Below are 25,749 nucleotides of genomic sequence, written 5' to 3' on the forward strand. Positions count from 1 at the left end.
GGAGACTGCCCCCTATGATAAGCCTGAAAGACCTCGAGTTTCTGTCTGCTTTGGCCCGGCGGCGGCATTTTGCGCGCGCTGCTGAGGATTGCGGTGTCTCCCAGCCAGCCTTTTCGATGCGCATCCGAAAAATCGAAGAACGTCTAGACACCCCGATCGTGCGGCGCGGGAACAGGTTCCTTGGTTTCACCGCCGAGGGCGAAGCCTTGATCCGACATGCGCGCTCAATCGTCGAAGACGTCAAAGCGATGGAGCAGGAATTCCGCTCTGCAAAGGGTGAGCTTACGGGGCGCATCAATATTGGTGTTATCCCGACGGCAGTCGTCTTTGCGGCGCGGGTGGTCAACACAGTGCGCCAGCATCATCCGGGGATCACCTTTGGCCTCTACACTGCAACGTCATTGGCGATCCAGCAAGGAATTGAAAACGGTAGCTACGATGCTGGCTTTACCTATGGCGAAGGCGTCGCGCCCGACCTGCTTCGGATCGAGGATATCTATGCCGAGACCTACCTTCTTCTCGCCCCTGCGGCGCTTGCGCCCAGGTTGGAGCGGGAGGTGACCTGGGCGGAAGCCTCTGAACTACCCTTGAGCCTGCTGGAACCGGGCATGATGAACCGTCGGATCATAGATCAGGTTTTCGCCGAGCAAGGTTTGGTGCCACAAGTCGTGGCTGAGACAAGCGGCTTCGTTGCATCGATGGAACTGGCTGCGCAAGGTCTTGCCGCCACGATTGCGCCGCGCATCCTGATCGAGAGTTTTGGAGGCTTGCGAAACACAGTGGCCCTGCCGCTTGTTGAACCAACGCTGGAAAAGCAGGTGAGCCTGGTCACGCCACTGCGCGATCCAAGGCTGCCCACAGTCCAAGCGCTCAGGCGCATTGTCCAAAATGCATGATAAGATTCTCTTATGCTGCAATCACATCATGTGAATTGACGTTCAGTTCTCGTGATGCCAACGCTGCCCCGGAACAAAGAGGGCACCGACCATGGCACCGCTGGATGACCGACCCGGAATTTGGAAGCAAAAAGGGACTGGTAAAAGTCGCAAAACGCCTAAGGGACGGCAGCTTGATGATCTTGCGCATGAACAGGTGCAGGCTTTGTTGGGAAGCCGTCCGCGTCGCCGGGATCTGCTGATCGAATATCTGCACCTAATTCAGGACGAATACGGGCATTTGTCGGCCGATCATATCCGGGCTCTGGCCGAAGAGATGAGTCTGGCTCAGGCCGAGGTTTATGAGGTTGCGACCTTCTACGCGCATTTCGATGTGGTGAAGGAGGGCGAAAAAGCGCCACCTGCATTGACCATTCGGGTCTGCGACTCGCTCTCGTGCGAGTTGGCCGGGGCGGAAGCCTTGAGTAAAGCTCTGCAAGACGGACTCGATCCGAACGAAGTCCGCGTGCTGCGCGCGCCTTGCATGGGGCGGTGCGATACCGCGCCGACATTGGAACTCGGCCATAACCATATCGACTATGCCACTCCCGAGAAGGTTCTGGCTGCCATTCGGTCAGGCGACACGCATCCCCGGATTCCCGACTACCAGCGGTTTGCCGAGTATCAGGCTGAAGGTGGGTACCGCCGCCTTGCCGAGTTGCGTGATGACGGCGACCCGGAGGCTGTTCAGGACGCAATGCTGGAGTCCGGCCTGCGGGGCCTTGGCGGCGCGGGTTTCCCTACCGGACGAAAGTGGTCTTTCGTACGTGCGGCCGGAGGCACTCGATATCTTGCAGTCAATGGTGACGAGGGTGAGCCGGGGACGTTCAAGGACCGGCATCACCTGGAGCGCGAGCCGCACATGTTCCTCGAGGGCATGCTGATCGCCGCTTGGGCGGTGGAGGCCGAAACCTGTTTCATTTACATGCGCGACGAGTACCCGGCGGTTCTGGAGATTCTCGCCACGGAAATCGCTGCTCTTGAAAACGCGGGAATAGTGGCGCCGGGATACATTGATCTGCGTCGAGGTGCGGGTGCTTACATCTGCGGCGAAGAAAGCGCGATGATCGAGTCGATCGAAGGCAAACGTGGCCTGCCGCGTCATCGCCCGCCCTATGTTGCGCAGGTGGGGATCTTTGGCCGTCCGACCTTGGTGCACAATGTCGAAACCCTTTACTGGGTTGCGCGTGTCGCGCGGTTCGGTCCTGAGATCCTGAATTCAGTCGAAAAGAACGGTCGAAAAGGGCTTCGCAATTTTTCGGTTTCAGGCCGGGTCGAAAAGCCCGGTGTCTACCTGTTGCCCGCGGGCTCGACCATCCGCGACGTGATCCAAGCGGCGGGTGGCATGGCCATGGGGCACAGTTTCAAGGCTTATCAGCCAGGTGGTCCGTCTTCCGGCCTTCTGCCCGCCAAGCTCGATGATGTGCCGCTGGACTTTGACATGTTGCAGCCGCATGGAAGTTTTATCGGGTCCGCGGCCGTCGTCGTCCTGTCGGATCAGGATAGCGCACGGGATGCCGCGTTGAACATGCTGCGCTTTTTTGAGGACGAAAGCTGTGGGCAATGCACGCCTTGTAGAACCGGCTGTGAAAAGGCGGTGAAGCTGATGCAGGCCGACGATTGGGATACCGATTTGTTGACCGATCTTTGCGACGTGATGGCCGATGCCTCGATCTGCGGGCTTGGTCAGGCAGCCCCGAACCCGATCCGATTGGTGATGAAACACTTCTCCGAAGAGATTTCATCACCCTCGAACGACATAGCCACCAAAGATGCCGCCGAGCAATCGCTCGCTATCCGGGAGGATTGACAGATGGACGGATCCAACGTGTCACAGGTTACTTTCAGTCTTGATGGCGACGACGTCACCGTTCCCGAAGGCATGACCATATGGGAAGCGGCGCATGGGCAAGGGCTGAAGATCCCGCATCTGTGCCACAAACCGGCTCCGGGATATCGGCCCGACGGAAACTGCCGTGCCTGCATGGTTGAGGTCGAGGGAGAGCGCAATCTCGTCGCTTCATGCATTCGTGAGGTTTCGGACGGCATGGTTGTGCGCTCAGCTTCCGATCGGGCTCGCAAGGCGCGCGAGATGGTGATGGAACTGCTCGTGGCCGACCAGCCGGAAAAGGCGCATGACATCTCCTCGCATTTCTGGGACATGGCTGCGCTGAACGGGGTCAAGCAAAGCCGTTTCCCGCGGAAGGATGCGGTGCATGTGCCGCTGCTCGATGACAGCCACGTGGCGATGCGGGTCAATCTTGATGCCTGCATCCACTGCAACTTGTGCGTTCGCGCCTGTCGCGAGGTTCAGGTGAATGATGTGATTGGCATGGCCGGGCGCGGGGCAACGGAGCAGATCATTTTCGACCAGAACGACCCGATGGGCAACTCCACCTGTGTTGCCTGCGGCGAATGCGTTCAGGCCTGCCCGACCGGCGCCCTGATGCCGGCGACGGTGCTTGACGACCAACAGCGCGGTGACAGCAAGGATTTCGATCGAGAAGTCGACAGTGTCTGCCCGTACTGTGGCGTGGGTTGCCAGATCAAGTTCAAGGTCAAGGACGACAAGATCAAGTATGTCGAAGGGATCGACGGACCCGCAAACGAAAACCGGCTTTGCGTCAAGGGACGTTTCGGCTTCGACTATATCGATCACCCCCACCGGCTGACAAAGCCGCTGATCCGACGCGACGACGCGCCGGCAAAGGGGCTGAATGTCGATCCTGGAAACCTGCACACCCATTTCCGCGAAGCGACATGGGAGGAGGCACTGGACGTTGCGGCTGGTGGTTTGGCGCGGCTGCGCGACGAGGATGGGCGGCGCGTGGCGGGCTTCGGCTCGGCCAAGTGCTCGAACGAGGAGGCCTACCTCTTTCAGAAACTCATCCGGCAGGGGTTCGGCCACAACAATGTGGATCACTGCACGCGGCTTTGTCATGCCTCTTCGGTCGCTGCGCTGATGGAAAATGTTGGATCGGGCGCGGTGACGGCGACCTTCAACGAGATCGAAAACGCGGATGTGGCGATCGTGATCGGGGCCAACCCGGTCGAGAACCACCCCGTAGCCGCGACCTATTTCAAGCAGTTTGCAAAGCGCGGCGGCAAACTGATCGTGATGGACCCGCGTGGCGTCGGCCTGCGCCGCTTTGCAAGTAACATGCTGCAGTTCAAGGCGGGGGCAGATGTGTCGATGCTCAATGCCATCATGCACGTGATTGTCGAGGAAGAACTCTACGACAGGCAATACATCGAAGCGTTGACCGAAAACTGGCCCGCGATGCGAGAGCATCTCAGGGGATTCAGCCCGGAGAAGATGGAACCAGTCTGCGGAATCGACGCCGAAGTGCTTCGCGACGTTGCGCGTACTTTTGCGGGCGCGAAGGCGGCGATGATCTTCTGGGGAATGGGGGTCAGCCAGCATATCCACGGCACTGACAACTCGCGTTGCCTGATATCCTTGGCTCTCATGTGCGGGCATGTCGGACGCCCCGGGGCGGGCCTTCATCCCTTGCGTGGACAAAACAACGTTCAGGGGGCATCTGACGCCGGGCTGATCCCGATGTTTTTACCCGACTATCAAAGCGTTACCGACGACGGTGTCCGCTCGGCTTTCTCCGAGGTTTGGTCTTCCGGTGATTTCTCAAGCGAGAAGGGGCTTACCGTGGTCGAGATCATGGACGCGATCCATGACGGACAGATCCGGGGGATGTACATCCTGGGCGAAAATCCGGCCATGTCGGACCCGGATGTCGATCATGCACGCGCAGCGCTGGCGAAACTCGATCACCTTGTCGTACAGGACATTTTCCTGACTGAGACCGCCAATTACGCGGACGTCATCCTGCCGTCTTCGGCATGGTATGAAAAATCGGGTACCGTCACGAACACGAACCGCCAGGTGCAGATGGGTCGCCCCGTCCGCAAACCGTTGGGCGACGCGCGCGAGGATTGGTGGATCGAGGTGGAACTGGCAAAGCGCCTGGGTCTGGATTGGACTTATTCGCATCCCCGCGAGGTGTTCGCCGAGATGAAGCGGACAATGAAATCGCTCGACAACATCACCTGGGAGCGGCTGGAAGGCGAAGCGGTTACTTACCCGTCCCTGTCGCCCGAAGATCCGGGTCAGGCGATCGTGTTCGGCGACGGTTTCCCAAGGGCCGAAGGACGCGCACGGTTCACACCGGCCAACGTGGTGCCGCCGGATGAAGTCCCCGACGGTGAGTATCCATTCGTTCTGATCACAGGTCGGCAGCTTGAGCACTGGCATACGGGGTCGATGACCCGGCGGTCAAAGGTGCTAGATGCCGTCGAACCCGAAGCAAACTGCTCTCTCAATCCCAAGACGCTGCGCGCGTTGGGGGTGGAGCCGGGCGAGTACATTCGTCTTTCCACGCGCCGGGGATCGATCAGCGTGATGGCGCGGGCGGACCGGGCGGTCGCCGAGAACAACGTGTTCCTTCCCTTCGCGTATGTCGAGGCGGCCGCGAATATCCTGACGAACGCGGCCCTCGACCCTTATGGCAAGATCCCCGAGTTCAAGTACTCGGCCGTTCGGGTCGAAAAGGACGGCAGGATGGCCGCCGAATAGGCACTGCCACAAACAGACCTTGCCGGGGGAATGTGGCGGATGGGCACGTTGCCCATTCGCCTCCCCTGGTATAGGTCTGAGCAGGAAAATACAGGCATGAGAGACCGATGAGCCGCATCAGCCATATTGAGCTCGACGACCGCAACTTGCCGCCGCCCACGCCCGAGATCGAGCAGGAGCGGCGGGTGGCGATGTATGATCTTCTGGAAGAGAACAGTTTTTCCCTTCCAATGCGGGATGATCGCGTTGTGCCCGAAGGCCCCTACCGGGTCATGCTGTCGATCCGCGACAAACGCCTCGTCTTTGACATCCGGACGGAAGATGACCAGATGGCGGCCGAATTCCACTTGTCGCTGGGACCTTTTAGGCAGGTGGTCAAAGACTATTTCCAGATTTGCGAAAGCTATTTCAACGCGGTCAAGACCCTGCCGCCCAGCCAGATCGAGACCATCGATATGGCCCGTCGTGGCATACACAACGAAGGCAGCCGCGTATTGCGCGAACGGCTGGAAGGCAAGGCAGACATCGACGAGGACACGGCAAGGCGGTTGTTCACACTCATTTGCGTCCTGCATTTCGGAGGCTGAGGCGTGGAGCCGCTGCCGCAGTCGATCCTTTTCTGCTGCGATCACAACGCGGTTCGTTCCCCGATGGCCGAAGGTATCATGAAGAAGTTCTACGGAACGGATACCTATGTGCAGTCGGTCGGTGTGCACAACGATCTGGAAGTCGATGGTTTCAGCATCGCGGTCTGCAAGGAGATCGGTGTGGAACTGGAGCGGCATCGCTCCCGCTCTTTCGACGAGTTGGAGCAATGGGGTGACGATCTGAGTTCCTTTGATCTGGCGATTGCCTTGTCGCCTGCAAGCCAGCGGCGCGTGCTGGAACTTACGCGCTTCTACCATCTGGACGTGGACTATTGGCCGATCATGGATCCGACCGGCTTGGGCGAGACGCGGGCCGAGAAATTGCACCATTACCGACAGACGCGCGATCAGATCGTGAAACATCTCAAAGCGCGTTGGGGAGAACCGAGGGAGTTACAATGAGCGAAACCGTCAGACGCTATTTCGACGCGTTCAATGCCGCAGATGTCGATGCGATGCTCGATTGCCTTTCCGATGACGTGGCCCATCATGTCAACGAAGGACGGGTTCGCCGCGGGAAGGAAAAGTTCGCCGCGTTTTGTGAGCACATGAACCGCTGCTACAAAGAGAATCTGACCGACATGGTGGTGTTCGAAGCCGAGGGCGGAACCCGCGCGTCAGCAGAGTACGTAGTGAACGGCACCTATCTTGCGACGGATGACGGCCTCCCCGAGGCAAATCGCCAGACTTATCGTCTTCCGGCGGGGTCGTTCTTTGATCTTGAAAACGGAAAGATCACGCGGGTGACGACGTATTACAACCTGGCCGACTGGGTGCGGCAGGTGTCGGATGGCTGAGGTCGGCGAAGTTCGGGCGCTCAAGGGTGCCGAACTCGACGCAGCCCTTGACGACCTGGCCCGCCTCAGGATCGAGGTCTTTCGCGCGTGGCCTTATCTCTACGACGGAGATTTGGCCTATGAGCGCGACTACCTGCAGTCCTACAGCGAAAGCCAGCAAGCTGTTCTTGTGGGCGCCTTTGACGGTGCTCGCCTCGTCGGTGCAGCGACAGGAACACCGCTTAATGATCACGCCGATGACTTTGCCGTGGCCTTCGACGGAACTGGGCTGGACCTCTCTACGGTGTTCTACTGTGCAGAGTCGGTGTTGCTCCCAGAATATCGGGGGCAAGGCGTTGGTCATCGGTTTTTTGATCTGCGCGAAGAGCATGCGCAGCGACTGGGTTTCATGAAGAGCGCGTTCTGTGCTGTGCAGCGTCCGGACGACCACCCGATGCGTCCAGAGAGTTATGCACAACTGGACCCGTTTTGGAGCGCGCGAGGCTATGTGCCGTTGCAGGGCGTGGTCGCACATTTCTCGTGGAAAGATGTCGGTGAAGACACAGAAAGTCGCAAGCCGCTGCAGTTTTGGATCCGCGACCTCTGAAGCCCCTACGCTTGACGTAAGGTCACTTTTTCTGGACGCTTCTCCTGTCGAGGTTTTGGCAAAGGGGAATTGGATGAAAAAGTACGTGATCGAACGGGATCTGCCCGGTGTGGGTGCGATGAGCGAAGCTGAACTGTGCGGCGCGGCCAACACTTCGAATGACGCGCTCGCGCAACTGCCGAATGTTCAGTGGCAGCACTCATATGTCGCAGGGGACAAGACATTCTGCATCTATCTGGCCGAGGACGAAAATGCGATCCGAAAACACTCGGAACTGAGCGGGTTTCCGGCAACGAAGATTACCGAAGTAAAGACGATAATCGACCCGACTACGGCGGGTTGAACGGCCCTGTTCATCGCGCGCATCCGCTCATAAGGTCCTGCCCGACGGATCAGAGGGAGATACCGTGATGAAAGTTGCAACCGCGGCCTATTCGCTCGACTGGTTGGACAGTTGGGCACAATACGAGGACAAGCTGGCCCGCTGGGTTTCCGAGGCTGCGGGGCAGGGGGCCGATCTGTTGGTCTTTCCGGAATATGGGGCGATGGAACTGTCGACCCTTGCTGGGCGGGAAGCCGCGAAAGATCTGGAGCGGTCGATTCACGCCGTGAGCGAGCGGATGGAGGATGCTGCAGCCGTCCATGCGAAGCTGGCGGCAGAGTACGGAGTTCACATCCTTGGTGCTTCAGGGCCAGTTGCCGTTGCCAAGGGGCGGCCCGTAAACCGGTCGGAGATCTACGCTCCCGGCGGCGGTCGCGATCATCAGGACAAGCAGATCATGACCCGGTTCGAACGAGAGGACTGGTCTATTGCACCCGGTGGTCCGCTGAAGCTATTTGACACGAAACTGGGCCGCATCGGAGTTCTCATTTGTTACGACAGCGAGTTTCCTTTGCTTGGTCGCGCATTGAGCGATGCTGACCTGATTCTTGTTCCATCCTGTACAGAGGCGCTGGCGGGTTACTCTCGGGTACGAATCGGATCAATGGCGAGGGCATTGGAAAACCAGTGCGTGACTGTCATGTCCTCTATCGTCGGTGAGTATGACTGGTCAGAATCGGTTGACCGGAACGTTGGTCGCGGAGGTGTCTTCGGACCACCAGATCGCGGGTTTCCCGAAACCGGTGTTCTTGCCGAAGGGGCCTTGAATCACCCTGGCTGGACCTATGCCGAGATTGAGCTGAACAAGATCGCCGATGTGCGGGCTGATGGCGTCGTACTCAACCGCCGCCACTGGTCAGAGCAGGCCGGACGCAGCGAAATCGTCACAAAGACTGCCCTGCGCTGATTGAGCCCTTGAAAAATGGGGGAAACGGGACCATTTAAGCGCACGGCCTGCGGTTCGGCAGGCAAAACTACTATGGAGACATCATGGCCAAGGAAGATACGCTCGAATTTCCCGGTGTCGTGAAGGAACTCCTGCCAAATGCGACGTTTCGGGTCGAGCTTGAAAACGGCCATGAGATCATCGCGCATACGGCAGGAAAGATGCGGAAGAACCGCATCCGTGTTCTGGCTGGCGACCGGGTTCAGGTGGAAATGACCCCCTACGATCTGACCAAAGGTCGGATCAACTATCGTTTCAAGTAACGCCGGCCTCATGGCGTTCATTCTCGGATCGGGCAGCCCGAGACGGCTGAATTTGCTCGGTCAACTCGGGGTAGTGCCCGACGCTGTCCGCCCGCCGGACATCGACGAAACACCGCGGCAGGCAGAACTTCCTCGTCCCTACTGCTGTCGAATAACGCGCGAGAAGGTCGCTGCAGTCCCCGCGGACGCTGAAGATGTGGTGCTTTGCGCTGATACAACGGTGGCACTTGGCCGCCGGATCCTTGGCAAGCCTGCTGACGTAGCTGAAGCTGAGGCATTCCTGCGGGCGCTTTCCGGTCGCCGTCATCGTGTCATTACGGCGGTCGCAGTGCGGCGCGGCGATCAGATCTGGGAGGCCGAAGTGGTGAGCCATGTACGAATGAAACGGCTGGCCGAGGACGAATTGCGCCACTATCTCGTAGGGGGTGACTGGGATGGCAAAGCAGGCGCGTACGCGATCCAGGGTCCAGCCGGCGCATTCATCCCATGGATAAGCGGGTCTTTTACAGGAATTGTGGGGTTGCCCTTGGCTGAGACGGCCAATCTTCTGCGGTCTGCTGGCGTGAACACAGGCCGGGTTGCAGCATGAAGGGGCGTTCGGTCATCCTTGATCACCTGAATGGCCGCGAAGCTGCGGCGCTGCTTGTCGACGGCAAGCTTGATGACTTGCTGATCGCTGGCGATGCTCCGGCGCCCGGCACGATCTACCGTGCCCGGTCTGACCGTCCGGTGAAAGGGCAGGGTGGGATGTTCCTGACCACCCCGGATGGCCCGGCTTTTCTCAGGCAGGTCAAAGGGCTTTCGCCCGGTCAACCGCTGTTGGTCCAGGTGACCGGATATGCCGAGCCGGGCAAGGCCATACCTGTCACTGCAAAGCTCCTGTTCAAGAGTCGGTTCGCCATCGTGACGCCCGACGCGCCTGGGCTCAACATCTCACGCAGTATCCGTGACGATGATCTCAGGGACGAGTTGCTGCAGGTCGCTCACTCCGAGATGCAGGGCACGACATATGGGTTGATTCTGCGATCGACCTGCGAGGACGCCGATCATGCCGAAATAGCTGACGATGTTTCGTCAATGAGAGAGTTGGCCGACAAGATCATGAACGATCCGGGGACAGACCCGGAAAGGCTGCTTGATGGTGACGGGCCCCATGGTCTGGCGTGGCGAGAGTGGACACAACCGGCAGAAATCGTAGCAAAGCCGGGAGGTTTCGATCTCCACGGGGTGCTCGACGCAATCGAGAACCTGCGTGGCGCTCGCGACCCACTGCCCGGTGGAGGGCACCTGTACATCGAACCGACCCGCGCCCTGGTCGCCGTCGACGTGAACACCGGCCGCGATACCTCGCTGGCAGCCGGGCTAAAGGCGAATCTCGACTGCGCGAAGTACCTGCCGAGGGCGCTGCGCCTGCGTGGCCTGGGAGGTCAGATCACGATCGACTTGGCGCCGATGCCCAAAAAGGACCGCAGAGCGTTCGAAACCACTCTTCGAGCTGCGTTCCGGGCGGACCGAGACGAGACGGTTCTGTCAGGCTGGACACCGCTCGGGCACTACGAATTGCAGCGAAAGCGCGCGCGACTTCCTCTCTCTGAGGTATTGCGATGAACTGCCCGATATGCGGCGACGAAACCTGTCGGGCATTCCGTCCATTCTGTTCCAAGCGGTGCGCCGATATCGACTTGGCGCGTTGGTTGAAGGGGTCCTATTCACTGCCATCCGAGGAGGTGCCGGACGAAGGCGATCTGGGCTTGGGCGACGAGCAAAATCCACCGCGCACGCATTGAAGAAAAGCGAAAAAAGCCTCTGGACACTCCGCCGCCAAGGCCCTAGAACGCCCCCACCCAGCGGCACCAGCCGCTCCCGTGCCCGGGTAGCTCAGGGGTAGAGCAGTGGATTGAAAATCCTCGTGTCGGTGGTTCGATTCCGCCCCCGGGCACCACAAAATCATCCAGTTGTGTTCGGTGAAGTCCGTTATTAGCCTGTATTTGCAGGATTAATGATGGCTGGTTGTCCGATCTAGTCCTGCCTCGTGCGCTACAATCTACCCCGTTCGGGGGTATGATCTGGGGTACGAGTCACGCTGTAATTGGAAGATACCCCCATGACCGTTCTCAGTGATGCGCGGATTCGAGCTTTGAAGCCGAAGGAAAAGCCGTTCAAGCAGGCCGACTTCGACGGTCTTTACTTGCTCGTGAACCCCAACGGCTCCAAGCTCTGGCGCTTCAAGTATCGGTGGTTCGGCAAGGAAAAGCTTCTCGCGCTGGGCAAGTATCCCGACGTCGGACTGGCTGATGCGCGCCGCAAGCGCGATGAAGCACGGAGCCAGATCGCGACTGGCGAGGACCCTGCGGGTGCGCGCAAGCGGCAGAAGGCAAAATCGACGGCCGAGCAGAACGAAACCTTTGTCAAGCTGGCGGCGGAGTTGCTGGAGAAGAAGCGCCGCGAGGGCAGGGCGCAAGCGACCTTGCAGAAAACCGAATGGTTCCATCGCTTGTTGAGCGCGGACATCGGAGCCATGCCGGTCTCGCAGATCACCGCCCAGGATCTTCTCGTGCCGCTCCGCAAGTTGGAGAAGAAAGGCAATCACGAGAGTGCTGTCCGCATGAGGTCGGCGGCGGGGGCCGTGTTTCGGTACGCCATTGCGCTGGGACTGGCGGACAATGATCCGACCTATGGATTGAAGGACGCGTTGATCCGGCCGACCGCCCGACATCGGGCCGCCATCACCGATCGTTCCGGGGTCGGCGCCCTGATGCGCGCCGTAGACGGCTTCTCGGGACAACGCACGACGCAGCTTGCTTTGCAACTTCTCGCCCTCACGGCTCTGCGGCCGGGGGAGTTGCGGATGGCGGACTGGGAGGAAATCGATGAAGCTGCAGCCGTCTGGACGGTACCGGCCCATCGGGCGAAGATGAGGCGCCCCCATGCCGTGCCACTCTCGCGCCAAGCGCTTGCTCTGGTGAAAGACCTTCGAGCGCTGACCGGCTGGGGGAGGCTCGTCTTTCCGTCCGTGCGCTCGTCGCAGCGCTGCATGAGTGAGAACACGCTGAACGCTGCGTTGCGCCGGCTCGGGTATGGCAAGGAGGAGATGTCGTCACATGGTTTCCGTGCGATGTTTTCTACACTGGCTAACGAGTCGGGCCTTTGGCATCCGGATGCGGTGGAACGAGCCCTGGCCCATGTCGAAAAGAACGAGATCCGTCGGGCTTACGCGCGCGGGCAGCATTGGGACGAGCGGGTCGAGCTCGCCCAGTGGTGGGCAGACCAGCTCGACGAGATGAAGGCGGATCGAACACAGCCATGATAGATAACGGAAAGAGTACCAATAAGCCGACAGGCGCTCTCGTCGAGGAGTGGAGCTATCGGAGTGACTGGTCCCTCGAAGAGGCCGCGCTGCTCGCTTTGGCCGTGTCACCGGAAGCGTCGGAGGCGGATGACCTGCTCCGCGCGAACGCCGCACTCCTTGGTGGAGCAAAACGCTCGGGCGACCGATTTGGCGCCCCATTGTTCTGGCTCTGGTGGGGCGAATCCAACGCTCTGCCGTTTCACGAAGACTGGTGGCTTGCCATTACACCTCAAGGGCCCATCGGGTACGATGGGCGCCACTTTGCCTTCAACCGCGCAGAAATTTTCTCGGAGGATTATCGGACCCAGGAACGTGCCCTGATCGGCAAATGGGCGCGCAAGCCTTATTGGACCTCGCGCGAGGCGGTCGATCTGTCGCTGAATTTTGCTCCTTACTCCACGCAAGGATGGCGAGGAGAGTCACCTGAGACAAGTGATACGATCCGCGAGCGGGAGGACAGGTTTCGTATTCTCGAACGGGCGCTGGAACTGGAAGCGATCACGGAGCAAGCCTCCCCGCTTGATTGGCTCAATTGGCTGGGGGCCAGGGGATATTATGTGTCCGCTGCTTGGAAGCGTGCAGTCGGGATTGAGCCGCTGATTATCGGGCGTGTCGGCGACCACTGGGTAGAAAAGTTGGTCGAAGAAAATGCTGAGCTGCACCGCCGACTGGACCAGCAGTCCGCACTTGTCGCGGAGGTTGAAGGCAGGCAGCAAGATGGTCGGGAAACGGCCAGGGCCCGCGACAAGGAAATCGCCGGCCTGCGTGCGAAAATCAAGGAATTGTCCGAGGATCCCGAGTCCCCTTCCGCCAAGGGAACTCAGGCGAAGAGAATCGCAAGCCTCGAAAAGGCGCTGCTCGCTGCCGCGGTCGATGGCTATTCCTATGATCCGCGACAGGCAAAATCCGATGTGCCAGCGCAAATCGCAGCGAAGGCCGGGGAGCTCGGCACCGGTTTGACGTCCCAGACGGTCCGGAAATACCTCAAGGAGTCCGCAGACAACCATGTCGACCAGGGCGTCTGGGAGCAGATTCACCCAAGAAAACAAGGATAGAAAGGTGATTTCACCTTTCCGAACGTGAACTGGCTCCGGACGATTTCGGCCGAGGACAGTCTCGCTTCCATCCCGAAGCACAAGGATGGACACCATGACATTCGACACTCTCCCTGATGATGCGCTGTTGCGCGAAAAACAGATCCTCTTTCCCCACGGTCCCGTGCCGGTATCACGCTCGACCTGGTGGGCGGGTGTCCGCAGCGGACGCTTTCCTTAGCCGGTCAAGCTCGGGCCGCGCACCACGGCTTGGCGTGTTGGCGACATTCGGAAGTTGGTGAAGGAAGGCGCCGGATGACGGAGCCTTAGATTTCCGCGGCCGTCCAATGAACCTGATCAGATCAAGTCATCTAGAAACTCGGAGACCGGCTCGACGCCTGATAGCCAGAGGAAATCCCGCGCTCGCGTGGCGGCAACATAGAGAAGATGTCTTTCAGTCGACATGACTTCATCGAGCTGCGCTTCGTCTCGCGCGGCCAACAAGCGAAATTCGTCTGGCACGACATCGTGATCGAGAGCGACCACCGCTACGGCCCGAAACTCCGCACCCTTGGTGTCGTGCATCAGGTAGACTTTAGGCCCGTCAAGCTCCCCCAAAGCGCCGCGCACTGCTTCCATTTGGTCTTCGCCACGGACGAGAATTGCGACTTCGCCCGCGTCGACACCCTGTCTTGAGAGTTCAGCGACCCACTCCTGTAAGGCTGCCAGTTCAGAGTTTCGGTCGGCAAACGAGCCGATAACCGGTGGCGGGCCTTCGAAAACGGAGGTTACGCCTAGTCGATTCTCTTCTGACCCATCTGCTTCCACCAGGGTTTCAGGGAGCAGATGCTCGCTCTTGGCACGGATCTGGTGGGACGTTCTGTAATTGACCTTGAGGCTTCGCGACCGACCACAGAGTTCGATGCCGGCAGCGCTCCAAGGGAAGGGCGCGCGGAAAATGCGTTGCCCAATATCGCCCGCGAAAAAGACACCGTTGGGCTTTTGGCCCAAGGACGCCCCCAGCAGGAGCAGTTCAGCCACGGATACGTCTTGCGCTTCGTCCACGACGACATGGGTGTAGGGGAAATGACCGCCGCGCCGAAGGTCATGCGCGAGCTCGGCTTCCGTCTTCCAGCCTTGGTCGGCAAGGATTTGTCTCGCCTCGGCGAATACGTTCCAGATGGTCTCGCGTCGAGACGCCACCATGCGGACCTTGCGTCCCAGACGAGGCATTTCGGAATAGGTAGATGGATCCCGGACATCCCAAGCGTCCACGATCAGGTTCCATTCATCGACGAGAAAGTCTAGGTCCGTCTGGTCCCCGGCCTTTGAAGCAGAGTGTTCTAGGATACTCCGAATCTCATCTTCATCCGCAACATGTACTGCGCCGAAGACCTTTTCGTGCAAGTCGCGAACAGCATCGCCCAACGCTCTTACCTCGATCCGTTCACGAATTGAACTGTTCGTCAACAGCGGCAACTTCTCCGCCAACCGGTCTGCCAGACGTTCGTTGAACGTGGTCAGGAGAACGCGAGATGATGGTTCCTGGGCAAGTCGCACAGCGCGATGAAGAGCCACGACAGTTTTGCCTGTCCCGGCGGATCCGATCACACGTGCCGGGCCGTTGAAATCCCGTTCCACGTACTCGCGCTGTGCCGGGTGCAGGAAGACCGACCAACGCTCCCAAGGTGCCTCCAGGGCGGCTTGCAGCTCTTCCAGGTTCTCCATTGTCCGGAACCGGCGTTCGGCATCCGGATGCCTGAAGGGGTCACTTCCGGTTTCGGCGGTGGACGCAGGTTCAGGGCGAACCCCTGTCGCGGCTTGCAGAACCGCCTCTGCCGCTTCGGCCGGAAGGTGACCTGCGATGTCGAGAACGGTATCTTCGGTGGCATCCCGCACAACTTCCAACCAGTCTTCCGGCACGCCCCAGGACAAGAGCGTATCGTCGGTCTCATCTGCGAAGAGGCGCGGCAGCCGAATGGCTTCCTGAACATAGTGCTGGATCTTCACCTCTTCGACCGTCTCACGGATTTCGACGATTTGGGCAGCACCCGTCCGCGGGTGCGTGTCGATGCGACGCGTCTCCGCCCATTTGTAGGCCGCGTCGTGATGCGCGACATAGGCGAGCAGCGTGGCGCCGTTCTTCTTATGCAGAACCATCCGGATGTCGCGATTGACGCGGGCTGTCCAAAAATGTGGATCTTTCGCCCGGTCTACGCGATGCATACTGAGGCCCGGCGTGTCCGGGTTCATTTGAACATCGAACGCCGCGGTCTTTACCGCTTTCTGTTCCTGGGCGGTAAGCTTGGCAAGACTGTCGGAGAATGTGTCGGCTATGCGGAAGGTCATTGGCTTTTTTTGTTCTTTCTCCGTTTCTTTTTCTTGGTATTCGCCTTGGAGGGGCCTTCGATTGGCGGATCTTCGCGACCCAAACGAAACGCGCCTTTCCCGCGAGGTTTCCAACGTTGAGCCCGTCGTTCTTCTTCTTCGGCCTCCATCTCTTCGCGGCGTATGACACGGGATTGGGCCGTCTCCGGATCGAATGTGTCCACGGCAATGTCGAGCATGCCTACTCGGGATCGTTTACGGAGTTTCGCGACTCCAACCGGGTGCCTTCGAATAATCGTACTGCCGCCACTGTAGGAACCGCGTTTGGCCATCTCAAACCGCCATCACCTTCATCACCTCGTCTCATAGGTGGTTGATCACCTTCACCGCGATCCGGCCTGATTTCGGTCGGGAAAACGGCCGTGAGACGGTGCGCTTCAGCGACTCCCAGGCCTCTTCGTCGATCTCCCCCTTCAGGGTCGTCTTCAACTGTTTGTACGGGATCTCGGCGCCCGGGAAATAGGCGTGGCGGACGAAGAAGCTCTCTTCGTTGTAATCCGTATCGATAAACCAGCAGGCGATGTCGTCGGGTTCGGAGGCCACCACCTCGCCGGTGGCGGGCTTGAAGATGTCCACGCCCAGCAGTTCGATGCGCAGCTTTTCGCCTTCCTCTTTCACGACAATATCCGGCTCGCCGAAGACTACGAACAGGTTGCCGCCGCCCGCTTTCAGGTCGTCGGCCATGTGCAGGTCGGGATTCATGCGGGCCTGGAGGATGGGGAGGCGGCCGAGTCTGCGGGTTTCGGCGGTGTGGGCATCGTAGTTGAAGGCGCAAGTGATCAGGATGTCGAATCCCGCGTCCACCGCCTCGCGCGCAGCGGCCATCAGGTCGGCGCGTTGCAGGGTGCCGTATTCGGGGCCGAGAAAGATGCCGGCCTTGCGCTCGGTCTCGCCCTCCATGTAGCGGCCTTCGGCGGCGAGCCACTCTCCGGGCCAGGGCGTGAGCGAGGTGAACGTGATCTTGTCAGCCTTGTCAGCCTGTTGAACGCCCGCCTTGCGTAGGTTTTCGAGGATTGCCTCGCGGTAATTCTCGGCTTCCTGCGCCTGCGCGCCGCGCTTTCCGGCGGCGGCATCGGCCTCGTCAATCAACTCGCCGTGTTCGTTCACCGCCTGGGTGCGGTGGGGCGAGAGGCTCTCGACCGTGAAGGGACCGGCGACGCGGACGCGCTTCTTGTCTTCGTAGGGCTTATCGTAGAGGTATTCGTGATCGGCCTTTGCGGCGATGCTGGCGTCGATCTCCTTCTGGCGAGCGATGCGGGCCTCCCAAAACGCTTGCAGCGCTGTTTTGGCCGCGTCGGGCCAGTCGTCAGGCGCCTCGCGCGGGATCTCCCATTCCATGAAGCCGTTTGCCGGGGCCATCTCTCCGCTGGGCAGTTCGACCTCTCCGCTGGCGGTGAAGTCGATCTTGTTGCCCTTGCGGCCGCCGGTTTCGACCTCGAAGGGCACGGGATGACCCTGCAGGGTGGCGTTGAGAGCGGCGCGGGCCTCTTCGACGGCGGGCTGCATCGCCTCCCAGATCGTGTCGATCTCGGTGTTGTTGGCGATGCTCTTCAGCGTAATGTGGGGCACGCGCTGGTAGACGAAGCCGTGGCGGATGTCGTTGTAGGTGTCGGCGGTCGAGGGGGCGGAGCGGGTGACCTCGGCCTCCTTCTTCTGGCCCTCGGCGGAGTCCTTGAGCAGATACCAGGGGTATTTTGCGCCCATGATCCGCGCACGGGCGAGCGCGAGGGCCACGCGGGAGGTATCGATGGTGATCCAGCGCCGCCCCCATTGCTCGGCCACGTAAGCCGTGGTGCCCGAGCCGCAGGTGGGATCGAGCACGAGGTCGCCGGGGTCGGTGGCAATGTGAAGGCAGCGGGCAACCACCTCATCGTTCGTTTGAACGACGTATATTTTGGTTTCTCCGAAGCCTCCGGCTCGAACGTCATCCCAATAGTTATTTATCGCAGCGACCGGATAGTCATCAGCATACATTTTATAGCGTAGATAGCGGCCGGTTACGACGATCCGACTGCTTCGCATGAGCCGAGTGAGGCCAGTCTGGTTCGTACGCCAGAAATAATTTGGAAGCGGGTCAAACTCTCCACCCTCAAATTCGCGTGAACCACGAGTCGTCTGGCCGCCGCTGTCGGAGTAGATACTGGAAGGCATCAAGCGTCGACCTTCCGGCAATGGAGCTGCGCCGATTTTCTCCTTCTTGGTAACGCCCCGCACCGTTCCGTCAGCAAGTTCAATCTTGTTGTAACTGTCGTCAACGGTTTCCTTTTTCCGCTGTACCAGAAGCTTCTTCACCTTGAGTTGGTCGAAGTTCTTCGCGTACCAAACAATGTAATCGCCGGAGCTATCGAGCGTCGCACTTCCCTTCCCGGAGGTCTTTAGAAAGAAAATCAGGCTGACATAGTTCTCCTCTCCAAACACCTCGTCCATCAACGCCCGTACCCGATGGACGTTCTCGTCCCCGATCTGGACGAAGCAAGACCCGCTCTCGGTCAGCAGGTCGCGCGCCACCACCAGACGGTCGCGCAGGTATTGCAGGTAGGAATGGATGCCGTCGCGCCAGGTGTCGCGAAAGGCCTTCACCTGCTCGGGCTCGCGGGTCAGATGCTCCAGCTTGCCGTCCTTCACATCGCGCGAGGTGGTGGACCACTGGAAGTTGGAGTTGAACTTGATGCCATAGGGCGGGTCGATATAGATCGCCTGCACCTGCCCCTTGAGCCCCTCGCGCTCGGCCAGCGAGGCCATGACCTGCAGCCCGTCGCCCAGGATCATCCGGTTCGACCATTTGCGGTGGTGGCGGTAGAACTCGATCTCTGCCTCGCGATCTTCGTCGGTGATGCCGAAATGGTCGAAGAGGTCGACGCCGCCGCCCTCACCGTTGCGTTTGCCGCCCGCGCGCAGGTCCTCGATGATCGCCTTGGGGTGGACCTGCTCCTGCAGGTAGATCGGCGGCGCGTCGACGGTGATCTCGGTCTGGTCGATGTCCTTGCCGCGCCAGATCAGCTGCGGGTCGAGATCCGGGTTGCGGGTGTCGTAGGCCACCTTGATCGGCGCGGCATCCGCCGGGTCCATCATCGGCGCAAGCTCGGGCGTGGGGATGTTCACGCGTTCATCGTCATGAGTGATGGGGTCGATGGGGGTTGTCTTGTCGGTCATTGGTTTTCTTCCCCGGCCATAGCGTTCAGTGCGGACAAGTAGAGTTCGAGCATGTTTTCCTGCCAATCCTGCGCTGCGGGCCATGTTCCGGGGTCGGAGATGCTCGCCTCAAAGGTTTGTCCGAGTTCCGTTCCTTCACCGCTGCGGTTTGTTATACCAAGCCGTTCTTCCAGCTTCGGGATGCGCGGCATGATCCATTCGCGAAAGGCCTCTGTCGTGATGCTGGAATGTCCACGGACGAAAATACCTGCGGCCTTCTGGCCGATCCAGAGTACGACCTTGATGTCGGGTAGCCTTTCCGGAGAGAAGGAAATCCAGCTTCCGCGTTTGGCCGGAACCCGCGTGTTCGGGTGGCGCTTCACGTATTCCGCCCAATAGGCTTCGCGTGCATCGCCCAGTTCGGATGTCCCGGTCACGGCCGTTCGCTTCCGAGCGGTGAGTCTGCGCTCCCAGTCACTGGGTTTCTCGACCACCTCGAAAATTGGGGCATATGGGCTGTCCCCGATCCGGACGACACGGGCCTTGATGGCGAAGAAGGAGAAGCCGTCGGCGGTGTGTTCGTTGAGCCAGCGGATGGCGGAGAGGTGCGGCTCGCGGAAGGCGGGGGCGATCCAGACGACGGTCTGCGCCTCCAGCCCGGCGAGATAGGTCATGATCTGGCCCAGGTGGGTGTGATCGGTGGTCTCCAGCTGGTTCTCGATCAGCACCACGCTGTCATCCATCGGGTTACGGGCGAGGATGTCGGCGCTGAAGGTCTCGACCGCAACCTCGGTCCCGGTGAGTTCGAGCGGGATGCCGATGGCCTCGGAGAGGTGGTCGATGTTCTCGGCGAGCCAGGGGGTGAACTGCAGCGCCTCGTGTTTCCATGCCTCGCGCAGGGGGAGGTCGGTCAGGCGGCCGAAGCGGATGTCCGTCATTGGCCTGCCTCCAGTTCCTGTACGGCCTTGGAGAAGGTCGCGTATTGGGCGCGGAGCCAACGGATCGCCTCGGGCCATTGCCGGCGGACAGTGAAACAGGCCTTCTTGTTATCCTTTCGGAACCACCGGCCTTTATCGGCCTCGCCGGAAGCGGCGCCGGGCGTCGTCCGCAGTCGCCGCGCGATGCCATCCTGATTGGCCGAAATCCAGATACGTGCCTTGTCGCTGCGGCCGACCAAGTACACCGAACTCTTGTCCTGTGAGAGCGACAGGGTCACCCGGACGTTGCCGTCGATGGCAAGGCCAATAGTCTTTTCCCATCCACCGCCGGGTTCGATCCCGATCTCGGGAGCGGCCTCCTTGAACGCCGTCCAGAAGGCGATCCGTTCGGCGATCAATCGTTCTTCGTTCATGCTGGCACACTCCCAAGCGCTTCCTCGATAACCTTGTCCAGACCCGGCCCGAAATCGTGAACGTCACGCAGCTCGGCGAAGGCCCAGCGCCCATACGTGCCGAGGCGGTTGACCGTGGGGATCCACTTGTTGCGCATGGTGTCGGCTTTAATCATGGCGTCATGGCCGCGGAAGCCCTTGACCTCGACCACCAGCGTGGTGGGTTCGGGCGCGCCGAGGCGGATGAGGAAATCGGGAAGGTAGTTCCTGGGCTCGCCTTCAAGCAGGTAAGGGACTTCGAGGCCGAGATTGTGGTTCTTGGCATAGGCCGTGACCATGGGATGGTCCTCGATCCGTGCGGCCAACTTATCCTCCCAGTCACTGTCGGTGACGATCCAGTTGACGTGGCTGCGGTCGGGCCGTGGGTGGTAACGCGTGGCCTTGGAGGTGTTGAAATTGACGTCCGCTGTCGAGCCGGTGGGGTTGTAGGGATCGAGGATCGCGCGCAACACGCTGTCGCCGCCGGGCTGGTCCTTGAGTGCACCGAAGATGATTTCGCACACCTCATCAGCCAACTCGCGATATAGGAGCTGGGCTGGGACAGTATCGCCCTTGCAGACGAGGTGCCCCTCTTTCAGCCATTGGTTCACGATCCGCTTGGCGGCCGGGAAGAGATGCATGCGCGGCTGTTCGTTGGCATCGCGCAGCTTTTCGAAGATCATGTGCTTGGCGATGTGCGTGGCGATGGTCGACTGCCTTTGGGCCTTGAGGTAGTCGAGCGTGAGCTTCTCGGCTTGGCCGACGATACCCTGCATCGTGACCACGGTCGCGGCCACCTTCTCGGGCGTCAGGACATAGGGTTCCTGACCGGAGAAGTCGACGGTAAGCCGGTCGGGCGGCAGATCGGCGATGTAGCCTTGGACGCGGGGAAAGGTGATCTCCAGGTGATCGCGGTCGGGGGACAGCGCACGCACATTTACCACGTCGCGTGGCTTTTGCGGTGGGGCGACGCGCGGGCCGTCGGAGAAGTTGAGCCCGTCGATTCCCATGATGTCGGCATATTCGGTCCTGAACAGGCCGGTCTCGGGATCGGTATCATAGGACAGCCTGCGAAGCGCGCGGCCGATGACCTGCTCGCAGATCAGCTGTGTGCCGAAGGCGCGAAGGCCGAGGATATGCGTGACGTTGTTTGCATCCCAACCTTCGGTCAGCATGGAAACTGACACCACGCAGCGCACCTGTTCCCCGAGGCGCCCCTTGCGCCCCACTGTGTTCATGACTTCGCGCAGTATGTCGGCATCGGTCAGGTCTTCATTGCCCTGGCCACGCTCCGCCTGCTCCCGGCGAAACGCTTCGATCTCTTCGGCATGCGCGTCGCGGAACGACTTGTCGATGTCCCCTCCGGCTTCCAGCGTTGCGCTGTCGATCAGCACTGTCCGTGGGCGAGGGAGACGTTCCCCATCGGTCGAAAAGTTGGAGAAGAGCCCGCACTTGCCCGGCACGGTTTCCAGGAAGCCATCGCCGCTCTCCCTTTCGTATCCTGCAACGTAATCTCTCAGAAGCTCGGAGTTCGTCGTGTTGTTGCAGACGATGATGAAGACGGGTGGAATACCGACCTTCTCGGCCTCCCAGAGCTTGTAGGTCTTTTCGTAGTGCCCATAGAGCGCGTCGATGGCGGTCTTGAGCTCCAGCGGCAGCTTTTGCGGATCCGGCAGGGCGCCCTTGGATTTCTTGGGCATCTTCTTTCCGATTGCCTTCCAGAGGTTTCGGTAAAGAGGCTGCGGCTGACCCGGCAGGTTGTCGGCAACGGGGACACGGGGAAGTTTGACGATCCCGCACTCGATGGCATCCATGAGAGAAAAGTCGGATACGACCCACGGGAACAATGTGCCCTCGACCCATCCAGACCCAGAGAGAAAGAACGGGGTTGCCGAGAGGTCATAGGTAACCTGAACGCCGATCTTCCTTTTGGCCGCTTCGAGGCCCGAGATCCAAAGCCGTGCAGCCTCGCGGTTTTCTTCGGCTTCCTTGCGGGCATCGCCGGTGAGCTTTTCCTCGGCCGCTCCGGGACGCTCACGGTAGCAGTGATGAGCCTCGTCATTGATGACGACAATCTTGCCCAGTCCCATCAGTTCGGGCATCACCCGTTGCAACATCTGACCTTCGGTTTCCAGTGTCGACAACTGCTCGCCATGCCCTTCCAGGGCGGACCGTGTTCCCTTTGCAAGTGGCACGCGCTCGCGAAGCTTGAAGGCATGATAGTTCGTTAGCACGATCTTGGCGCGCTGCATTTCCTGCATCAGGTCCGCAGGCACGAGGTTTAGCCTCTTGTAGTAGGTGTCGGCATCATTCGGTAGAAGAACGCGCAACCGGTCGCGGATGGTGATGCCGGGCGTCACGATCAGAAAACCACGCGTGAATGTCTTGGAGTTCGCGCTTCTGACAGCGTTCAGTGTCTGCCATGCGATCAGCATCGCCATCACGGTTGTCTTGCCTGCGCCGGTGGCAAGCTTCATCGCGATACGGAAAAGTTCCGGATTGGCTTCGGCGTTGGCCGCTTCGATGCGTTTGCGAAACCGCCTGCCGCGGTCGCCAAGCTTGGGTGCGACTTCAGCGAGGAAAATCGCCGTCTCCACCGCTTCAAGTTGGCAGAAGAAGGGGCGGATCGGCTGGGTTTCGTCTTTCTGGATCGCGCGCCAATGCTGGAGAAGGCGCTGGGTGGTTGGGGTGACCTGCCATTGAGTTGGGTTGGGAAGATTGCGCCAGACCTCGACCTCACGACGGATTTCATTGACGAACTCGGTTACATTGTAGTCGAGATCTTGCCCCCCCAGTCCCTCGACGCTCAGCCCCAGCTCGCTTTGCTTGTCCGGCTTCTTGCTTTTTGCCTGTGGCATCGCGGAAATCAAATCCGACCTCCGTCGCCGCTGCAGGATGCGATCAGTCGGTCGACCGTCTTCATCGAGTTCCCAATGTCGGCCGGGCATGGCGTAAGGAGAGTTCAGGATCGGATGTTCAAAGAACGACATGCTCGCCTCGGTCTTCTGCTATCATTTTGCAATCATTGGACGGCTCCTCTTCCTGTTTCAACCGTCAAACACCTGATTTGACGAGGCGGTTTACCGCGAGCGTGGCGCCCTGTCAGATCGCGCCTAGGAGGGAACATGGAACACTTTGAACGGCTCGCCGGCCGTTTGTAAGGTAGACGAACTCAGACAGGTGCTCGCCTCCCAACTTTTTCATCGTCAAATGAAAGGCGGTACTTTAACTCTAAAAGAAGATACCGAAGCTCCTATAACTTCTTCGTCGGTGCCTCTGTCCCAATTTGTCACGGCGAACGCCCCTCGGCCGCTGTAACTATTTGAACGCAACTGTTTCTCACTTGCTTCTAAAAAAGGGACGAATAGATTGCAGACCTTAATATAGTGATTCCGAAGTTGACCCTCATGCTTTCGTGGTGGGTCTTGAAAGCTGTAATGAACGCACTCATACCAGTCTTCGGCATAATTGGAGAAGTTTACCAAAACGACTAGTTGTGAAATGTCGGTGCCGCCCGTATCTTGAATAACATTCGAATATAGCAGCTCCTTGAAGTACCCGTTTCTTTTTGGGTTGGTGGCGTTGCTGCGCCCAATTATCGCGCCGTTCTTGGCAAGCATCACATCGAAGAAAAATTCACTGACATTTGCATGATAGCCTAGGTCGTCGCAGTTCTTAGCCTTCATCACACTTCGGATATCCGATATGAATTGTTCGCAAAGCTCCGGAAAGTCTCGAAAATTTTCCTTTTTATACAGCTCGTTAAGGCTTGGGAGGCTACTGTCTTTAAACTCTCCTAGCACAAACTCCTCTTGGTCAGGGTCGACTCAAAAAAAGTGGACGATTGGGAGTTTATAAGAAGTTCCATTTTTGGATATAGGAATTTATATTTACTGGCGGCGTTGTCCCTGAAAAACATCTTGCAAAAGTCGTGAGCTTTCTCAGCCTCAGTCATTAGGGCTACTTTCTTTTGGCGCCTTTTTCTTTGAGCCATTTTTCTTAGCATTGACCGCTTTCCTTTTTTAAAGGGGAATGTATGAATTTTGACTATAGGGTGTTTGTGCGCTCGGTATGTCCCGTCGGGTGGTCCAGCCTAGGGACTAGTACATCGTCGGCCTTTGGTCCATCGGAACGATGCTTTTCTGGCGGGCGGACGACAGCCAGAGCGCTGTGAGGTCTGACCGTCATGCATGTATTCAAGTGTGGGCTCCTTCTCGACTTGAGCCACTCCTCCTTTTGCAGCCTTTAGTTTTAATCAAGAAATAATCGGTGGCAGCAGCAAGTTCGACGGGTTCAAGAAACCAAGTTCGGAGAAACAGGGGGCGGGAGACGTTTCGATATTTGATGTCTACACGTCTCCCGCCCCCTGTTTCCGTCCAGACAAGGTCAGTTCAGTTTCGACTTGTCGTCGAACAGATCCGCCTTTGCAGCAGCCTCGTCGCTCTTCTCTGGCGGGGGGCGCCGTGTGGCGACGATGTCCGGCGACGCCTTCTGGCGGGTCACGTCCTTGAAAAACTCATCGAAAGCGTTGCGAACTTCGCGCTCCCCGTCTTCGTCGACGCGCATGTCCGGGATCGTGCCGGGGCGGCCATAGGCCCGGTCCAGTATCTGCGTACTGGCCGAGATCCGGGCGCTTTCGGATTCGCCGTGCTGGGCGATTTCGACGAGCACGTCCAAAGCGAGCTCACCGTGTTCCCGGAGCTTCAGGATCATGTTCTGCCGATCCAGGCGACTGGCCTTGGCGCCCGACCCCTTCGGGCGACCGGCACCGGGACGCTTTCCACCCCTGCCTTTGGTAGTCTTCATGGTTTGATTTTCCTTTGATTCTTTTTCAATCGAGTGCTTCCTTTAGGGGCTTCCGATCTTCTGTTGCCTGAGAGTTTTCGACCCCGGTGGTGGTAGGTTAAGGTTGTCTCATGCGTGGGACGTTAAAGGCGCGGAAACGGCCTGATCCGTGTCACTTCCGATGTCGCCTATGCAGGATTTCAGGACATCTCGGGTTTTTTCGTCATGCTCAGCGTGACATCCGAAGACGAATTATCACTACGGCTTCTGGTTTGCCCGTTCCGCCCCGAAGGATTGTGCGCCTTGGCCTTGAGCACCTCAAAATCCTCGCCCTTGCGCCAGGCGCGATACAAGTGGCGACCGTCGCGAGCCTGAGGGAGCGGCAGTTCGGTGATCTCGTAGCGGTGGCCACTGGCGCAGCCATGGACGCCCGGGTGCCCAATCTCGGTCACCACGATGAAGCCCTTTTCCTGCAGGTGCTGGAAGGCACGGGCGGCGGTTTGCGGAGAGACGCCCAGCCTGTCCGCAGCCTGCCTGACGCTGAG

Annotated in this window: 24 protein-coding genes, 1 tRNA gene and 1 pseudogene; 17 read left to right on the forward strand and 9 right to left on the reverse strand. The window is 59.4% G+C overall.

The annotated features are described in order from the left end of the window. Nucleotides 1-14 precede the first annotated feature (14 nt). From ACFORG_RS13300 to ACFORG_RS13380, 17 genes are all read left to right on the forward strand, one after another. Nucleotides 15-896, forward strand: coding sequence for a LysR family transcriptional regulator (locus tag ACFORG_RS13300; protein ID WP_386736017.1), 882 nt, complete (start codon nt 15-17; stop codon nt 894-896). A 91-nt stretch (nt 897-987) separates the two neighbouring features. Beyond that, a complete protein-coding gene (locus ACFORG_RS13305; RefSeq protein WP_386736018.1) occupies nt 988-2,745 on the forward strand; it encodes an NAD(P)H-dependent oxidoreductase subunit E in 1,758 nt (585 codons plus the stop codon). Nucleotides 2,746-2,748: 3 nt separating this feature from the next. Then, entirely contained in the window at nt 2,749-5,526 is a 2,778-nt protein-coding gene (fdhF, locus tag ACFORG_RS13310; protein WP_386736019.1) for a formate dehydrogenase subunit alpha, read from the forward strand. A gap of 107 nt (nt 5,527-5,633) precedes the next feature. Then, on the forward strand, nt 5,634-6,113 hold the full coding sequence (locus ACFORG_RS13315; protein ID WP_386736020.1) for a UPF0262 family protein: 480 nt from the start codon (nt 5,634-5,636) through the stop codon (nt 6,111-6,113). Nucleotides 6,114-6,116: 3 nt separating this feature from the next. After that, nucleotides 6,117-6,575 (forward strand): arsenate-mycothiol transferase ArsC, encoded by a 459-nt coding sequence (locus ACFORG_RS13320; RefSeq protein WP_386736021.1) that lies wholly within the window; start codon nt 6,117-6,119, stop codon nt 6,573-6,575. After that, nucleotides 6,572-6,970, forward strand: a complete 399-nt coding sequence (locus ACFORG_RS13325) for a ketosteroid isomerase-related protein (protein ID WP_386736022.1) — start codon at nt 6,572-6,574, stop codon at nt 6,968-6,970. Before ACFORG_RS13320 ends, ACFORG_RS13325 begins: the two co-directional genes overlap by 4 nt. Beyond that, nucleotides 6,963-7,556: a GNAT family N-acetyltransferase gene (locus tag ACFORG_RS13330; protein WP_386736023.1), complete on the forward strand. Its 594-nt coding sequence runs from the start codon at nt 6,963-6,965 to the stop codon at nt 7,554-7,556. The genes ACFORG_RS13325 and ACFORG_RS13330 overlap by 8 nt, the downstream gene beginning before the upstream one ends. A gap of 73 nt (nt 7,557-7,629) precedes the next feature. Continuing rightward, nucleotides 7,630-7,899: a DUF4242 domain-containing protein gene (locus ACFORG_RS13335; RefSeq protein WP_386736024.1), complete on the forward strand. Its 270-nt coding sequence runs from the start codon at nt 7,630-7,632 to the stop codon at nt 7,897-7,899. A 67-nt stretch (nt 7,900-7,966) separates the two neighbouring features. Further along, nucleotides 7,967-8,845: a carbon-nitrogen hydrolase family protein gene (locus ACFORG_RS13340; protein ID WP_386736025.1), complete on the forward strand. Its 879-nt coding sequence runs from the start codon at nt 7,967-7,969 to the stop codon at nt 8,843-8,845. 83 nt (nt 8,846-8,928) lie between these two features. Beyond that, a complete protein-coding gene (gene infA / locus ACFORG_RS13345) occupies nt 8,929-9,147 on the forward strand; it encodes a translation initiation factor IF-1 (RefSeq protein WP_005620785.1) in 219 nt (72 codons plus the stop codon). 10 nt (nt 9,148-9,157) lie between these two features. Continuing rightward, on the forward strand, nt 9,158-9,736 hold the full coding sequence (locus ACFORG_RS13350; protein WP_386736026.1) for a Maf family protein: 579 nt from the start codon (nt 9,158-9,160) through the stop codon (nt 9,734-9,736). Then, nucleotides 9,733-10,755 carry a ribonuclease E/G gene (locus ACFORG_RS13355; RefSeq protein WP_386736027.1) on the forward strand — a complete coding sequence of 341 codons (1,023 nt, stop codon included), beginning with the start codon at nt 9,733-9,735 and terminating at the stop codon, nt 10,753-10,755. The genes ACFORG_RS13350 and ACFORG_RS13355 overlap by 4 nt, the downstream gene beginning before the upstream one ends. Beyond that, nucleotides 10,752-10,934, forward strand: coding sequence for a DNA gyrase inhibitor YacG (locus ACFORG_RS13360; protein WP_386736028.1), 183 nt, complete (start codon nt 10,752-10,754; stop codon nt 10,932-10,934). Before ACFORG_RS13355 ends, ACFORG_RS13360 begins: the two co-directional genes overlap by 4 nt. 80 nt (nt 10,935-11,014) lie before the next feature. Next, nucleotides 11,015-11,089 (forward strand) — tRNA-Phe (locus tag ACFORG_RS13365). Between the two features lie 147 nt (nt 11,090-11,236). Then, nucleotides 11,237-12,454, forward strand: coding sequence for a tyrosine-type recombinase/integrase (locus tag ACFORG_RS13370; protein ID WP_386736029.1), 1,218 nt, complete (start codon nt 11,237-11,239; stop codon nt 12,452-12,454). After that, nucleotides 12,451-13,551 (forward strand): hypothetical protein, encoded by a 1,101-nt coding sequence (locus ACFORG_RS13375; RefSeq protein ID WP_386736030.1) that lies wholly within the window; start codon nt 12,451-12,453, stop codon nt 13,549-13,551. The genes ACFORG_RS13370 and ACFORG_RS13375 overlap by 4 nt, the downstream gene beginning before the upstream one ends. Nucleotides 13,552-13,645: 94 nt before the next feature. Further along, nucleotides 13,646-13,771 carry a hypothetical protein gene (locus ACFORG_RS13380; protein ID WP_386736031.1) on the forward strand — a complete coding sequence of 42 codons (126 nt, stop codon included), beginning with the start codon at nt 13,646-13,648 and terminating at the stop codon, nt 13,769-13,771. Nucleotides 13,772-13,887: 116 nt separating this feature from the next. Here the strand turns inward: ACFORG_RS13380 and ACFORG_RS13385 are convergent, their stop codons facing one another. The 9 genes and pseudogenes from ACFORG_RS13385 to ACFORG_RS13425 all read right to left on the reverse strand — a co-directional run. Next, a complete protein-coding gene (locus tag ACFORG_RS13385; protein WP_386736032.1) occupies nt 13,888-15,879 on the reverse strand; it encodes a 3'-5' exonuclease in 1,992 nt (663 codons plus the stop codon). After that, complete coding sequence (locus ACFORG_RS13390) at nt 15,876-16,097, reverse strand: hypothetical protein (protein WP_386736033.1); 222 nt, start codon at nt 16,095-16,097, stop codon at nt 15,876-15,878. Before ACFORG_RS13390 ends, ACFORG_RS13385 begins: the two co-directional genes overlap by 4 nt. 124 nt (nt 16,098-16,221) lie before the next feature. Further along, nucleotides 16,222-19,071 carry a site-specific DNA-methyltransferase gene (locus tag ACFORG_RS13395; RefSeq protein ID WP_386736034.1) on the reverse strand — a complete coding sequence of 950 codons (2,850 nt, stop codon included), beginning with the start codon at nt 19,069-19,071 and terminating at the stop codon, nt 16,222-16,224. Beyond that, on the reverse strand, nt 19,068-19,988 hold the full coding sequence (locus tag ACFORG_RS13400) for a hypothetical protein (RefSeq protein ID WP_386736035.1): 921 nt from the start codon (nt 19,986-19,988) through the stop codon (nt 19,068-19,070). Before ACFORG_RS13400 ends, ACFORG_RS13395 begins: the two co-directional genes overlap by 4 nt. Next, on the reverse strand, nt 19,985-20,401 hold the full coding sequence (locus ACFORG_RS13405) for a hypothetical protein (protein ID WP_386736036.1): 417 nt from the start codon (nt 20,399-20,401) through the stop codon (nt 19,985-19,987). The genes ACFORG_RS13400 and ACFORG_RS13405 overlap by 4 nt, the downstream gene beginning before the upstream one ends. Beyond that, nucleotides 20,398-23,409: a BPTD_3080 family restriction endonuclease gene (locus ACFORG_RS13410; RefSeq protein ID WP_386736037.1), complete on the reverse strand. Its 3,012-nt coding sequence runs from the start codon at nt 23,407-23,409 to the stop codon at nt 20,398-20,400. Before ACFORG_RS13410 ends, ACFORG_RS13405 begins: the two co-directional genes overlap by 4 nt. 216 nt (nt 23,410-23,625) lie before the next feature. Continuing rightward, nucleotides 23,626-24,105 carry a hypothetical protein gene (locus ACFORG_RS13415; protein WP_386736038.1) on the reverse strand — a complete coding sequence of 160 codons (480 nt, stop codon included), beginning with the start codon at nt 24,103-24,105 and terminating at the stop codon, nt 23,626-23,628. Nucleotides 24,106-24,805: 700 nt separating this feature from the next. Next, entirely contained in the window at nt 24,806-25,225 is a 420-nt protein-coding gene (locus ACFORG_RS13420) for a hypothetical protein (RefSeq protein WP_386736039.1), read from the reverse strand. 179 nt (nt 25,226-25,404) lie between these two features. Continuing rightward, nucleotides 25,405-25,749, reverse strand: a pseudogene (locus ACFORG_RS13425) (hypothetical protein); the annotation flags it as partial.

It is taken from the genome of Lutimaribacter marinistellae, assembly GCF_042648365.1.
Classification (GTDB): Bacteria; Pseudomonadota; Alphaproteobacteria; order Rhodobacterales; family Rhodobacteraceae; genus Lutimaribacter_A; species Lutimaribacter_A marinistellae.

Coding starts and splice junctions, on each gene's coding strand:
- ACFORG_RS13300 (WP_386736017.1), top strand. CDS start 15: ATGATAAGCCTGAAAGACCTCGAGTTTCTGTCTGCTTTGGCCCGGCGG.
- ACFORG_RS13305 (WP_386736018.1), top strand. CDS start 988: ATGGCACCGCTGGATGACCGACCCGGAATTTGGAAGCAAAAAGGGACT.
- fdhF (WP_386736019.1), top strand. CDS start 2,749: ATGGACGGATCCAACGTGTCACAGGTTACTTTCAGTCTTGATGGCGAC.
- ACFORG_RS13315 (WP_386736020.1), top strand. CDS start 5,634: ATGAGCCGCATCAGCCATATTGAGCTCGACGACCGCAACTTGCCGCCG.
- ACFORG_RS13325 (WP_386736022.1), top strand. CDS start 6,572: ATGAGCGAAACCGTCAGACGCTATTTCGACGCGTTCAATGCCGCAGAT.
- ACFORG_RS13330 (WP_386736023.1), top strand. CDS start 6,963: ATGGCTGAGGTCGGCGAAGTTCGGGCGCTCAAGGGTGCCGAACTCGAC.
- ACFORG_RS13335 (WP_386736024.1), top strand. CDS start 7,630: ATGAAAAAGTACGTGATCGAACGGGATCTGCCCGGTGTGGGTGCGATG.
- ACFORG_RS13340 (WP_386736025.1), top strand. CDS start 7,967: ATGAAAGTTGCAACCGCGGCCTATTCGCTCGACTGGTTGGACAGTTGG.
- infA (WP_005620785.1), top strand. CDS start 8,929: ATGGCCAAGGAAGATACGCTCGAATTTCCCGGTGTCGTGAAGGAACTC.
- ACFORG_RS13350 (WP_386736026.1), top strand. CDS start 9,158: ATGGCGTTCATTCTCGGATCGGGCAGCCCGAGACGGCTGAATTTGCTC.
- ACFORG_RS13355 (WP_386736027.1), top strand. CDS start 9,733: ATGAAGGGGCGTTCGGTCATCCTTGATCACCTGAATGGCCGCGAAGCT.
- ACFORG_RS13360 (WP_386736028.1), top strand. CDS start 10,752: ATGAACTGCCCGATATGCGGCGACGAAACCTGTCGGGCATTCCGTCCA.
- ACFORG_RS13375 (WP_386736030.1), top strand. CDS start 12,451: ATGATAGATAACGGAAAGAGTACCAATAAGCCGACAGGCGCTCTCGTC.
- ACFORG_RS13380 (WP_386736031.1), top strand. CDS start 13,646: ATGACATTCGACACTCTCCCTGATGATGCGCTGTTGCGCGAAAAACAG.
- ACFORG_RS13385 (WP_386736032.1), bottom strand. CDS start 15,879: ATGACCTTCCGCATAGCCGACACATTCTCCGACAGTCTTGCCAAGCTT.
- ACFORG_RS13390 (WP_386736033.1), bottom strand. CDS start 16,097: ATGCTCGACATTGCCGTGGACACATTCGATCCGGAGACGGCCCAATCC.
- ACFORG_RS13395 (WP_386736034.1), bottom strand. CDS start 19,071: ATGACCGACAAGACAACCCCCATCGACCCCATCACTCATGACGATGAA.
- ACFORG_RS13400 (WP_386736035.1), bottom strand. CDS start 19,988: ATGACGGACATCCGCTTCGGCCGCCTGACCGACCTCCCCCTGCGCGAG.
- ACFORG_RS13405 (WP_386736036.1), bottom strand. CDS start 20,401: ATGAACGAAGAACGATTGATCGCCGAACGGATCGCCTTCTGGACGGCG.
- ACFORG_RS13410 (WP_386736037.1), bottom strand. CDS start 23,409: ATGTCGTTCTTTGAACATCCGATCCTGAACTCTCCTTACGCCATGCCC.
- ACFORG_RS13415 (WP_386736038.1), bottom strand. CDS start 24,105: ATGAAGGCTAAGAACTGCGACGACCTAGGCTATCATGCAAATGTCAGT.
- ACFORG_RS13420 (WP_386736039.1), bottom strand. CDS start 25,225: ATGAAGACTACCAAAGGCAGGGGTGGAAAGCGTCCCGGTGCCGGTCGC.